The organism is Alteromonas sp. 5NW40-0090, from assembly GCF_057552975.1.
Window position 1 is genome coordinate 26,431 of record NZ_BAAJLT010000013.1, and the last position, 12,828, is coordinate 39,258.

The following is a 12,828-nucleotide window of genomic DNA, read 5'->3' on the forward strand; positions in this document are numbered from 1 at the left end:
TTAAGATAATGTAAAAATAAGTTAAATGCTCTTTAACGTAATTCCTTGCAGCGCAGCGGTTTGAAGAGAAATCGCGCTGATATGCAATTCGTCGAAATTGGTCAAATTTTGATTGGCTTTATGCTGGTTGGAAATTACACTGCGCGCGTTCTGAATAGCTGTCTTCCGCAGCTCGTAAACCAATGACTTTTTTACTGTGATCATCATGTTTGAATTACTTCTTCACGCGTTTCCCGTTGCATTCGCTTTGGCCTCCTTTTGGTCGAACACTGAACGTAAATTACTGCTACTGAATTTAGGGTTATGTATTGCTATTGGCTCACTTTTGGTTTTCGAGCAAGCGTGGGGAGGAGCCGTAGTAATTACGGTGGCGGGGCTGAGTACCAGTTATCGTTTAATAAAACAAAAACTTCTGTCTCCTGTGGCAACCTACATTACATTAATCTCTATGATGGTTATTGTGCTGACGGTGAATAACCTAACCGGTAAAACATCGTTAGTTGAAGCTATGCCGGTGTTAACTTTTATGGCATACCGGTTTGGCGAACTTCACTGCAAGGAAGCGGGTTTAAGGGTATGCATGATTATTGGCTCTATCAACTTCACTGCGTACGGAATAATTACGCAAACGTGGGGATTAGCCATTACTGAAGCCCTGTTTGCAGCCTCGAACCTGTGGTATTACATGAAGCTAAGACGTGCCATGCGTACCAGCCCTGTTTGAAGCATAAAGTAGTTCATGTCAGACCGATAACTGCACTAACCTAATGACAAGAAAGTGGACGTATTGAAACCGTTGCTTGTATTGAAACCATAGCCGCTTTGTGATTTATTGCGTCTTTAAAGGGAATCAAAATTTCACAGGGAAAACGATGCAACGCAAACCCATCGACAAGGCACTATTTCTTGGTGTTCCAGCATTTCTACTGGCTCTTTTTATTTTAAATATCACTGCAGAAGGTGAAGTTAAACTAGCGGCTACCCTAGGTAGTGTAGGGCTATGTATTGGCTTTTTCTCTTATTTAAGAAACAGGCGCTTCGGCAATAGATATCCCATTGAAAAATTGATAGAAAAAGATGGTGATTTTGTGGTGTTTCACTTTTTTCAGGGACTTGGTCGCCAGCCCCTCAGGGTGAACGCCAATACTATCTATGCGCTTAATTTTTCTCACCATTACCTTGGAGTCATTTTGGAAAGCGGCAACGGTAAAGGGTTTGACTTTCACTATCCTCATAAGGAAGCCGTAATAAAAGCGAGACTTCAAGAACTGCTTGGTGATGATGGATTTAACAACGTAAAAAAGAATGTCTAGATAAAGCGAGACTCGACCAAATCAAAGCCCGAGAGTAATTTTACTGTCGGGCTTTTTTATTAGGTAATTGTAAAAGCTTACGCAAATACCACGGTTTTGTTTCTGTGGATAATTACGCGGTCTTCTAAATGGTAGCGCACGCCATGAGCTAATGCCGTTACTTCACAGTCTTTACCTTTGCGCACCATGTCAGCTGCGCTGTCGCTATGACTGATACGTTTTACGCTTTGCTCAATAATAGGGCCTTCATCTAAATCTTTTGTAACGTAGTGACAGGTTGCGCCGATTAACTTTACGCCGCGATCATAGGCTTGCTGGTATGGCTTAGCACCTGCAAAGCTCGGCAAGAAGCTGTGGTGAATGTTAATGGCTTTACCTTGCAACTCTTGGCAAAGCCTATCAGGTAAAATCTGCATAAAGCGGGCAAGCACGGTCAAATCAATTTTGTATTCTTGAAGTAAGGTCGTGATTTGCGCAAAAGCGGCCTCTTTTCCTAACGCTTTAAAGTCTACCCAATGGAAAGGAACTTTGTACCAATCTGCAAACTGTTTCATTTGCGGGTGGTTACCAATAATAACTGGAATATCACAGTGTAGTTCGCCTGTGTGCCAGCGGTGAAGCAGGTCAACTAAACAGTGAGACTCAAGGCTGGCAAGCAGAGCGACGCGCTGTTTTTTGCTGGAGTCGCTCAGCTTCCAGTTCATCTGATATTCGTTAGCAAGCGGTGTGAATTCTTTAACAAAGCTTTGATGATCTAACTTTAGCGAGTCGGTGCTAATTTCATGGCGCATGAAAAAGCGGCCGGTTTGTAAGTCAGTGTGATGGCTTGCTTCAACGATGGTAGCGTTATGGTCGGCCAAAAATTGCGACACGCTGGCAACGAGCCCAATTTGGTCTGGGCAGTCTATTACTAATCTAAATGTTTGTTGCATTTGGGCAGTTTGAATAAAAAAACAGGCTTTCTTTTTACCTGTGCCGCCATGCGTTGTAAAGGCGACGCGGTACTTTAAACCAGCTTAAATTGCTATAACTCATAATCACACGAGGTCTTAAGCTGAAAAGGCGCAAGTCAAATGAACATCGGTTTCCCCGAGTTAGCACGGTATTGCGTTTGCCTTTACTCGTCGGTTATCCCTCGGCGCAGCTTTTCTCTTACCGACATATTGTGTTTTAACGGCCAAGACTGACGGATAGGGTAGACCACCCCTTGCGGTGTAGAGACAGACTCAAAAAGGTGAAATGCCGAAACGTGAACGTCTACATTGGGGCTGTAGAGGGGAAGAGGCAAGCTCGGCGTAGCCTTTCTAACAAGCGTAACGTGAGGCTTATACTCTCTGCTTTCTACCTCTATTGCCGCCTTGCGGGCTGCTTTTCGCGACAATTTGGCAAGTTCACCTAGCGCCTTTGGCGCATCTGTCGGCGAAGCGAAGAGTATTTTAGGGCCGTTCCATAATCCCGTTGCATCGAGGGTTAGCGAAAAGGGTTCGCTCACAAGCTGATCGAGTTCATACACCAGTGCGTCGTGCTGCCGGTGATTTATCTCACCTAAAAAACTAAGCGTAATGTGGAAGTTCGCTGCCGGCACTGCGTACGGTTGCGCGGGCCCTTGGTTACTGGTGTGCTCGTAGCGCTTACGGGACGACTTTCGAGAACGATTAGGCTCGCTTTTTACCCATTGACGGGGCATAACTTCAGGCAATGCCTGTTGGCGCCAGCTATCTAGAGCAAGTTTTTCTGTGGCGCTAAGATCTAAACCAATAAAGCTTCGCATAGCTTTCCTCCTTCAAATTTGCCCTTTCGCTTGTACATCCCGTTAATGTCTATACAAACCTAAGTTTATCATGACGCTACCTGCGATTTCCAAAACAACACGCAAGTGTTGAGCTATTTGCCAAATTTAAAAAAATAGCAGTGATGTTCGGGTGCATTGATCAAATCAGGTACACTATACCCATCAACTTATAACACCTTTATGCCCTTTATGTTACAGCCGTTTTCTCACTTACCCGCTTATGAACTCGTTACGTCGCTTGAAGAAGCTGTAGCCGCTAGCAACGTCATCATAGGGGCGCCTCCGGGTGCGGGAAAGTCCACCGTACTTCCTTTGTCACTGCTGAAATCATCGCTTAAAGGAAAAATATTACTTATGCAGCCACGGCGCGTGGTGGTGAGAAACCTTGCGGACTATTTAGCGAGGCAATTAAATGAAAATGTGGGCGAAACGGTTGGCTATCGTATTAAGGGGGAGTCGAAAACATCGCCTGCCACTCGGCTTGAGATCATAACCGAAGGGGTGCTGACTCGCATGATTCAGCAAGACCCTGAGCTTGATGGGGTAGCCGCTATTGTCTTCGATGAATTTCATGAACGCAGTATTCACAGTGACTTTGGTTTGGCACTAGCGCTTGAAGTACAGTCGGGGCTTCGCGATGACTTACGATTAGTCGTAATGTCGGCTACCTTGGATGTAGCACCCCTTCAAACGTTGCTCAATACGCATAGCGTACTGCCAGTAGTGAACTTGAATACGCAAGGGCGCATGTTTCCCGTTGACATCCGCTACACACAAGATGTGCAGGCGCATGAGTTAGTACCCAGAACCTGCAATATTATAAAGCAGGCAGTAGGCGAACACGACGGTGATATTTTGGTTTTCCTTCCGGGGCGAGGAAGCATTAATGCTATAGCCAAAGAAATAAAAGGGTTAGCTGAGAGTGCGGACATGGCCGTTCACATGCTCTATGGGGCGCTTAGCAAATCAGTGCAACAAGCCGCTATTACGCCAGACCCGCAAGGCAGACGAAAAATCATATTATCTACCAATATTGCAGAGACAAGTTTAACCATCGAAGGCGTAACGGTGGTTATCGATAGCCTGTGGGAAAACAGTGCTCAGTATCATCCGTCCAGTGACATAACTGCGCTTACCCAGCAGCGTATTTCGCAAGCATCCGCCATTCAAAGAGCAGGGCGCGCGGGGCGTGTAATGGCCGGAACCTGCTATCGTTTGTGTAGCAAAAGCAGCTTCGAGCGTTTGGCCAAACACAATGCGGCGCAAATTGAAAAAGAAGACTTAAGTAGCTTTTTGCTTGATACCTTAGCCTGGGGCAGTAGCCCAGATACCTTGGCATTGTTGACGAAGCCTACACAAGCGCAGCAGCAGGTCGCACAACAAAAGCTTCAGCGGGTTAAGGCTATCTCAGAATTCAGCATTACTCCCTATGGAAGAGCGCTGGCCCAGTTACCCTGTCAGCCCCATTTAGCCCATTTATTGCTGACCGTTAAACAAGGCATTGAGGGGCTTAGCGCACCTGACAACGATGCGCTTCGCTACGCCGCACCTTTTGTTGTGGCCCTTAGCGAAAGTAATATCAGTGTGGGTGGTGCAACAAATGTCATGGATGCGCTGCTAAACGCCAATAGCAACACGCGCAGTCAGCTTACACAGCAAGCTACCCGTTATGCGCGCTACGTGCAAAATAATGATGGAAAAGCACAATGCTTTAAGCCTGATATTAACGAACTAGATGAGCAAGCGCTTGGGCTTTGTATCGCTATCGCATTTCCTTTGCAGGTGGGCTATAGGCGCAATGCGTCAGATAAATCAGCAGAGAGCTCGAATACAACAAAGGGTAAGCCTAAGACCAGTATAGTCGAATACAAACTGGCAAGTGGCAAAGGTGCAGAGCTCACTGCTGCTGGCAGTGCGTCCGTTTTAAATGAGAGCGAAAATGGCGATGGACCATGGCTAGCAGTGCTTGACGGGCAGCTGATAAAAAGTACGGTGGCAATACGTTTGGCACAGCCTGTACCTGAAAGCTGGTTGCGTTTAGCGTTCCCTGACGCGTTCAAAGAAAAGCGTAGCGTTATTCTAAACAGCGATACTGGGGTAATGGAAGCCAGACTAAGTACGGGCTTTTATGAGATAACGTTAAACAGCACACCGGTTTCTGGACAGGAAAAAAGTCGTGAAAAAGCATTCTGGGATGATGCGTTATGCAACGCATGGTTCGCCTATCTTGATGCAATTCCTCTATCAAGCTGGCCACTTTCTGATGCAGACTGGCAATGGTGGCGAAGAGTGTCCATGGCAGGAATGCTCAATTTACCACAAGAAAAAGCCTTCGATGAGCCCGACCCCTGGCCGTTGTCATTAAGCGCCCTGGTGCACCAGGCCAAAGACAGTTTAGCGCCTGTCTTAAAAAACTGTAAAAGCATAAAAAATCTCAAGCAGTTACCGTGGAAAACAGCCTTGAATAATGGTTTGTCTTGGCCCCAGCAAGATGCGTTAGCCACGCTCTTGCCAACTCACGTGACTATCCCAACGGGCAGAGAGGCTAGCCTGGATTACCGCGATAATGGGGATGTGGTGCTGTCTGTCAAAATGCCAGAATTGTATTCTCAAAGCACGCCATTAACGGTAGCGGGTGGGCGAGTTACGGTTGTGTGCGAACTGTTGTCGCCAGCAGGAAGGCCATTACAAACCACCAGTGATTTAGCGGCATTTTGGCAAGGCAGTTATAAGGAAATACAAAAAGAAATGAAGGGGCGCTATCCAAAGCACTTTTGGCCAGATGACCCCGCAAATGCATTGCCGACCAGCAAGACAAAAAAGCATATGTAGAGAACCGATACGGCTATACGTCCCACCGTTTCCAAGTGATTTTTGTTTAATTTAAAACAAGAGTAGTATCTATACGCCTTTTTCTTATATGCCAGTTTCGTACACAGTATGTTTTTTACGACAGTGGTCGTACGCGGAAACTTGCGCTAAGTTGGAGTATGTAATCTTACTCTTATTTACGGGTTAAACGACGCGATGAAACTACCTTGTATTGCTACCGCTGCTTTTTTGTTTGTTACTTCAATTAACGTACAAGCTCATGATTTTTGGCTAGAACCCACAGCCTATCGCTCTAAAGAGCCGAGTTCGCTGGCATTGCAGTTTAAAGTGGGTCATAAGGAAGATACGTCTCATTGGAACCTTGCATGGGATAGAATAGTCGCGTTGCGCACCTACTCTTTTGACGGTGTGACTGATATGGCTGCCAGTGTTATACCTAAAACCTCAATGCTTCCCGGCATGGCAAAAACAACAAAGCTCTCACCCGGTACCCACGTTATAGGGTTTGAAAGCTATCACGCCACAAGCACATTAAAAGCGAAGAAGTTTAATCAGTATGCAAAAGAAGAGGGCTTAACTGAGGTGTTGGCGCACCGCGAGGCGAGGGGACAAAACGATATCGCCGGTAAAGAGCTGTACTCTAGAAAGGCGAAAACCATTGTACAAGTTGGTGATGCGGTAACGAACAACGTGTTAACACCCATTGGCCACACATTGGAAATAGTGCCCCTTGAACATCCTTACAAGCTTGCAGGAAACACGCTATCTGTTCAGGTATTATTTAAAGGTAAGCCTCTGAGTAACGCGCTTATTGATTTGTATTCCTTGGTTGATCACAGCGCTAAAGAGCAAGCGGTTAAAACTGATAGTGAGGGCAAGGCAACATTCAAATTCGACGTCGAAGGACCTGTAATTCTGAATACAGTTTGGGGAGTCCCACTTACAAATAGTTCGGCAGCAGATTTCGAAACCTACTTTTCAAGCCTAACGTTTGAATACGTTCAGTAACCAATAAGCTGAACGGTTTTTACCTTACCGATTACTGAAAATACCAAATGATTAATGCGCCCCTGAAAGGGCGCTGTTTTAATCAAGATCAAGAGTTAGCTTTGCTTGCCAGGTCTATATTAAGTGCAGCCATCACTTCCAGACCCGGAAACCCATCTGCAATCATATTATTGCTAATTTGGTAGTTGCGAATGCCTTCTCGCGTGGCGGGGCCAATAATGCCGTCTGGCTTACCCACATCAAAGCCTAAATCATTTAGCTTGCTTTGAAGGGCAATAATATCTTTGCGATTGTACGCAGGCAGGTCAGGCAAAGTGGCTTTAATACCGGATGCGCCAGCAATGCGGTCGGCCAATACGCCAACGGCAATGGCATAAAACTCTGAGTTGTTCCAGCGCATAATAACGCGGAAGTTTTTGTAGGCGATAAAGGCGGGGCCGTTGTGACCAGCAGGCACAATAACATAGGCGGTAGTATCGCCTTCGCCCAATTCAGAACCGTCAGCTTTTTTCACGCCTTGGGCGTGCCATTCACTGAGAGATTTTCTATTTTTATAGCCTGACTCTTGATAGTCAAAGTTCTCAGGCAGTTGCACTTCACGACCCCAGCGGAAGCTGCGCTCCCAACCCAAGTTGGCAAGGAAGTTTGCCGCAGAAGACAACGCATCTTCTTCACTTGCCCACAAGTTTATTTGTCCGTCGCCATCGCCATCAATAGCGTAGTGGGTATAGGCCGAAGGCATAAATTGGGTGTGCCCCATTGCACCGGCCCACGAGCCAATCATGTCTTCTTTTTGCAGCTTCTCTCGCTCCATCAATTTCACAGCAACAAGAAATTCTTGGGTGAAGTAGGTACTTCTTCGTTTATCACAAGCCAAAGTGGCAAGTGAATCGAGTACCGGCATTTTGCCTTTGTAAGAGCCAAAGTTTGTTTCTAGCCCCCAAAAAGCAAGCAGATAATGAGGAGGCACGCCGTATTTTTCACTTAGCTTGTGCAAAAGCTTGTCGTGCTTTGCATACATCTCTTTACCTTTTTCGGTACGCCAGTCGGTAACGCGCTTGCTGAAGTACCCTGGAAAGGTTTGTACAAATTCTGGTTGGCTTCGGTCTAGCTCAATCACACGATCTTGGTGAACAAGACGAGGAAACACATCATCGATAGTCTGCTGGCTAACCCCTTCCTGCTTGGCTTTATCAGCAAGCGCTGCGGTGCAGCTAGCGAATTGTTCATTGGCTAGCGCTGAACTCATTGTCGCACCCGCGAGAAGCAGCGCAATAGAGGCGCGAAGTGACGGTCGAAGAAATGAGGCGTAAGTCTTGGCCCCTTTAGGCGAACGAGTAGAGAAAAAAGAAGACTTAAATGAAGCTAAGCGCATAGTACGGTTCCTGTGTTACTTGCCAGCATGCTATCGCATTGTGACCGTGAAACGCGAGTAAAATTCATTTTAGTCCTTCAACATATTATCGCGATGGGACGTTTTAGAAGTATACAAATTCGGAGTGTGCATATTTGGAAACAGTTGTTGAGAGGCGGCCCGAATGATAATGTTAATACTAATGTAACTAACGTTTTAAAGGCGTTCGTTAAATCCATATCGCAATATGTGCGATGTAATCCTCAATGATCTTCATGGCGTTTTCACGTGGCAAAAAGACAGACAAAAGACAATCCATCTTCAAAAAGTAAAGCATCAAGCAATGGCAAAGGCTCGGCCAAGCGCTCGTGGTTTTTCAAACTGTTTTGGCGAGTCACTCTTATTGGCTTGGTTGTGCTTGGGGCGTATGCCTTCTACCTTGACGCCCAAATTAAGCATGCGTTCTCTGGAAATAAATGGGAAGTGCCTGCACAGATCTTCGCTCGTCCGTTGGAAGTCAGCAAGGGTGAAGAGATAACGCCCCAAGAAGTCATTGATGAGCTCAATTTGCTGGGTTACCGCAAGGTGACTTTTGCTGACAGTAGCGGCGAGTACAGTTATCAAAATAAAGTGCTGACAGTTCAGCGCCGGGCGTTTCAGTTTCCTGAAGGTGCAGAGCCATTGCGCCACTTGGTAATAACGTGGGAAGGTGCGCGCATTGGTGAGATTTATGATAAGTCTCAAAGTCGACCTTTCGGTTCGGTTAAGCTTGAACCTTGGTTAGTAACGCGCATGACAAGCGGTTCGCAAGAAGACCGCATGCTGGTAACGTTAGACACCATTCCTGAAATGTTGCCGAAAGCGCTAACCCTGGTGGAAGACCGCAATTTTTATAATCACCACGGTGTTGCGCCGCTTTCAATATTACGGGCTCTAATGGCCAACATTGCAGCCGGGCGAACGGTTCAAGGCGGCAGTACGCTAACGCAGCAGCTGGTTAAAAACATGTTTTTAACCCGAGAGCGTTCCATTGTGCGTAAGGCTAAAGAAGCCATTATGGCGGTGATCATTGATGCCCGTTATAGCAAATCAGAAATTATTGAAGCGTACTTAAACGAAGTGTTCTTAGGGCAAAATGGTGATATGGCCGTACATGGTTTTGGCCTTGCCAGCTACTTCTATTTTGACCGACCAGCTAACGAGTTAAGTACACCAGAGATAGCCACGTTGGTTGCCATAATCAAGGGGCCATCCTATTACAACCCCCGCAAATATGCCGAGCGCACGAAAGAACGTCGTGATTTAGTGTTGCGCATGCTGTTTGATGAAAATGAAATTAGTCGTCAAGACTACGAACGCTTTGTGAATATGCCGTTAGGGCTTGCCAGTGGTGCAAGCTTAGCAAGCGGTAAACATCCGGCTTTCATGGAGCAGGTTCGTCGGGAACTCAATGAAATTCTGGCTGAGCCTAGCTTAAGAGACTCGGGCGTAAAAGTGTTCACAACACTTGATATCGTAGCCCAGCGCCGCGCTGAAAATGCATTGTCAGGCACATTAGACGGTTTGCAAAAAGACAGGAAAGTGCCATTGCAGGGTGCAATGGTAGTCACCGACAGCGCAAGTGGTGAAGTACGTGCTATTGTAGGCGGAAAGAACTTTGCGTTTAAAGGCTTCAATCGAGCGCTAGACGCAAAACGTCCAATAGGCTCGTTGATTAAACCTGCGGTTTACTTAACCGCGCTAGAAGATCCAACACAATTTAACTTGGCAACACCGCTTAAAGACGAACCCATTACCCTTGAAAGTCGAAATGGAAACACGTGGTCGCCGCAAAACTACGATAAAGAATTCAGAGGCCAAGTGCCCTTACTTCAAGGGCTAGTTGAATCTTTGAACGTGCCAACAGTCAATTTGGGCATGCAGATAGGGCTTGATGCGTTGGCCGATACCATTGAGCGTTTGGGGGTTACCACTCCGGTCGACAAAGTACCGTCGTTGACCCTTGGCGCCTTCGAACTAACACCGTTTAGCACCAATCAAATGTATCAAACCTTATCGAACGATGGGCGTTATATCCCTCTTCATACGGTGACTTCTGTAGTAACAGCAGATAACGCGCTGCTTTGGAAAAAGGCGGAGTTTTTTGCACAGCGCACCGATGAAGCGGCGACCTATTTACTCAACTATGCCTTGTATAAAGTAACCACCGAAGGTACTGCGAAGCGTATCGGCTGGAATTTTGGCAATGTGAATATGGCTGGCAAAACGGGCACCACAGACGATTATCGTGATAGCTGGTTTAGCGGCTTTGATAGAAACAATGTGGTCACGGTTTGGGTCGGCAATGACGATAACCAACCGGTTAATTTAACCGGTGCAGGTGGCGCTTTGCCCGTCTTTGTAAACTATATGAAGTCTCAGTCGCCCAAGTCATTATCAAGGCGTTTCCCCAAAGGCTTAGGTATCGCACACTTTGACGCCAAGACAGGTGCGGTTGTGGTCGCAGGGTGTGCAGGCAGTTTAAGCGTACCTGCTATTTTGGATGTGCTTCCTCCACCCCAGCAAGACTGCTCAGGCCGTCCTGTAGATGAAAATAGCGATAAAGATGAAAAAAGCTGGTGGGAACGCATATTCGGATAAAAAAACTCCAGTAAGAAGATAGAAAACACAATCACTTGGCTGGGATACTGTCAGTGCTTTCTATCTCCCTCTGGAGTAAAAGGCCCAGGGAAGGCAAATTTTTTAGCGGTAGTCGGTTAGGTTCCTATTTGTTTTTATTGCGTTTTCAGTGACCTTTCTGAAGGAATAGGCGCGCTGTTGAAAACACCAGCGCACTGACTACAAACGCAATAACCGGACCGAGTACCACCATAAATAGGGTTGCGGCGGTTAACATGTGCATTCTCCTTATGCGTCGTTATCGTCTGAGCTGACAGGCTCAATCGGCGTAATAGTGATGTCAGCAACCAATGCATTTGCTTCTTCTACTTCTGGCTCAAACGTATGACTTGCAGTTAACACGTCATAAGTCACGCCTAGGTCCAAGTTCTGCTTTACGTCGTGCATGGCGCTTTCAACGATAAAATCTGTATGCGAAACAATATTGTTTTGAGTGTCGTCAGCGAACGCTGATGCGCACAATACGCTAGTTGCTAAAGTTAGTGCAGTGAAAGTTTTGCGACCGATAAACATAGTAATCTCCAAAAATTAAGTTAGACACTGCACTTGAACATACTGCGTGGCAGCTATCATGTTGCTAAAGGTTTCGATAATAAGTCGTTATCAATTAACAATTAGTTTATAGCGAGGGATGTGCCAACTCGTTAAAATAAGGTAAGTGTATGAATTTAATGTATTTTAACTTTTATTAAAAAATAAAGGTGGAATTGAAGAATTAAAGAAATACTAAAATTTAGCGAATTTAATGTAGAGGTGGTCAAAATGACTAACGCAACGTTTTTGACATTCGCGCGGCGACACTGGTTACCATGAGAAAGGTCGAAAATAGGGGCGCTAGTCTATAAAAAAGAGCAGCGCCGCCAATGTAAACAAGAGAGATTAGGTCTAGGACGCTTTACTTCTAAATTGTGAAACCATTGTCACTACTAGCGCTATTATCACACCAGCAGCAATACCAACAACACCATCAGCAAGTATAGACATAACCAGCGATGCGTTAGGGATAAGTGCGGTAAACCAGTCGGTAACAACGTGCAAAAAGCCAATGCTGTGTGTGAGGATGCCACCACCGACTAAAAACATAGCAACAGTGCCTACAACCGCAAGGGTTTTCATTAGTGCGGGGGCGGCGACCAATAGCGCTCTGCCAATAAATCTTTGAAGGGTGTTCATTGAACCTGTTAACGACTTGCGAAGCATGTAAAGCCCAACATCGTCCATTTTAACTAGCGCCGCTACCAGCCCGTAAACGCCAAGGGTAATCGCTAAGCTTAGTGCTACTAGTACACCAATTTGCGTAGTAAGTGTTGCATCGGTCACTGTGCCTAATGCAATTACAATAATTTCAGCAGACAGTATAAAGTCCGTGCGTATAGCGCCTTTAATTTTATCTTTCTCAAACGCCACCATATCCACATCTTCGTGGGTAAGCGCTTCTATTCTGGCTTCTCGTGTTTTTTCTTCATCTTCGTGGGGAAGGTATTTGTGCAGCAGTTTTTCCGCACCTTCAAAACATAAATATAACCCGCCTAGTACCAAAAGGACGGTTATAAGTGAGGGAACAAAAGCACTTATGGCTAATGCCGCAGGAACCAATATTGCTTTATTAATAAGTGAGCCCTTTGCTACTGCCCATACAACAGGTAGCTCTCGGTCTGCTTTAACGCCTTGAACCTGGTCGGCGTTTACCGCTAAATCGTCGCCCAAAACGCCCGCTGTTTTTTGCGCAGCGACTTTCGACATGGTTGCGATGTCGTCCATTAACGTTGCTATATCATCAAGTAGGGCAAGTAAGTTAGCTGCGGCCACGTCGAATATCCTTTGTTATGTATTACAGTTAGAGTAATCCC

General features: G+C 46.0%; 11 protein-coding genes. 5 read left to right on the forward strand and 6 right to left on the reverse strand.

The window, feature by feature from the left end; all coding sequences use genetic code 11:
• Positions 1 to 21: 21 nt before the first annotated feature.
• The gene (locus AC27KT_RS15965) at positions 22 to 207 is read right to left on the reverse strand and encodes a hypothetical protein (protein WP_487131596.1); all 186 of its coding nucleotides are present in this window, start codon (positions 205 to 207) and stop codon (positions 22 to 24) included.
• Between AC27KT_RS15965 and AC27KT_RS15970 the strand changes: the two genes are divergently transcribed.
• Both AC27KT_RS15970 and AC27KT_RS15975 read left to right on the forward strand, forming a co-directional pair.
• Positions 206 to 724: a YgjV family protein gene (locus tag AC27KT_RS15970; RefSeq protein WP_014947990.1), complete on the forward strand. Its 519-nt coding sequence runs from the start codon at positions 206 to 208 to the stop codon at positions 722 to 724. The two genes, AC27KT_RS15965 and AC27KT_RS15970, sit on opposite strands and share 2 nt — an antisense overlap.
• Before the next feature lie 148 nt (positions 725 to 872).
• Positions 873 to 1,313, forward strand: coding sequence for a hypothetical protein (locus AC27KT_RS15975; protein WP_487131599.1), 441 nt, complete (start codon positions 873 to 875; stop codon positions 1,311 to 1,313).
• A 77-nt stretch (positions 1,314 to 1,390) separates the two neighbouring features.
• Here the strand turns inward: AC27KT_RS15975 and purU are convergent, their stop codons facing one another.
• Together purU and thpR are read right to left on the reverse strand one after the other, a co-directional pair.
• A complete protein-coding gene (gene purU / locus AC27KT_RS15980; RefSeq protein WP_487131601.1) occupies positions 1,391 to 2,245 on the reverse strand; it encodes a formyltetrahydrofolate deformylase in 855 nt (284 codons plus the stop codon).
• Between the two features lie 185 nt (positions 2,246 to 2,430).
• The gene (gene thpR / locus AC27KT_RS15985; protein ID WP_487131603.1) at positions 2,431 to 3,084 is read right to left on the reverse strand and encodes an RNA 2',3'-cyclic phosphodiesterase; all 654 of its coding nucleotides are present in this window, start codon (positions 3,082 to 3,084) and stop codon (positions 2,431 to 2,433) included.
• 156 nt (positions 3,085 to 3,240) lie between these two features.
• Here thpR and hrpB point away from each other — a divergent pair, with 156 nt between their 5' ends.
• Positions 3,241 to 5,937, forward strand: coding sequence for an ATP-dependent helicase HrpB (hrpB, locus tag AC27KT_RS15990; protein ID WP_487131605.1), 2,697 nt, complete (start codon positions 3,241 to 3,243; stop codon positions 5,935 to 5,937).
• A gap of 195 nt (positions 5,938 to 6,132) precedes the next feature.
• On the forward strand, positions 6,133 to 6,945 hold the full coding sequence (locus AC27KT_RS15995) for a DUF4198 domain-containing protein (RefSeq protein WP_487131607.1): 813 nt from the start codon (positions 6,133 to 6,135) through the stop codon (positions 6,943 to 6,945).
• 88 nt (positions 6,946 to 7,033) lie between these two features.
• On the opposite strand, the gene AC27KT_RS16000 is transcribed toward AC27KT_RS15995, so the two are convergent.
• Positions 7,034 to 8,320: a lytic murein transglycosylase gene (locus tag AC27KT_RS16000; RefSeq protein ID WP_487131609.1), complete on the reverse strand. Its 1,287-nt coding sequence runs from the start codon at positions 8,318 to 8,320 to the stop codon at positions 7,034 to 7,036.
• A 267-nt stretch (positions 8,321 to 8,587) separates the two neighbouring features.
• Here AC27KT_RS16000 and mrcB point away from each other — a divergent pair, with 267 nt between their 5' ends.
• Positions 8,588 to 10,939: a penicillin-binding protein 1B gene (gene mrcB / locus AC27KT_RS16005; protein WP_487131611.1), complete on the forward strand. Its 2,352-nt coding sequence runs from the start codon at positions 8,588 to 8,590 to the stop codon at positions 10,937 to 10,939.
• A 267-nt stretch (positions 10,940 to 11,206) separates the two neighbouring features.
• Here mrcB and AC27KT_RS16010 read toward each other — a convergent pair whose 3' ends face one another.
• Both AC27KT_RS16010 and AC27KT_RS16015 read right to left on the reverse strand, forming a co-directional pair.
• Positions 11,207 to 11,491 carry a hypothetical protein gene (locus AC27KT_RS16010; protein ID WP_487131613.1) on the reverse strand — a complete coding sequence of 95 codons (285 nt, stop codon included), beginning with the start codon at positions 11,489 to 11,491 and terminating at the stop codon, positions 11,207 to 11,209.
• 372 nt (positions 11,492 to 11,863) lie between these two features.
• Positions 11,864 to 12,787 (reverse strand): DUF808 domain-containing protein, encoded by a 924-nt coding sequence (locus tag AC27KT_RS16015; RefSeq protein WP_487131615.1) that lies wholly within the window; start codon positions 12,785 to 12,787, stop codon positions 11,864 to 11,866.
• Positions 12,788 to 12,828 lie beyond the last annotated feature (41 nt).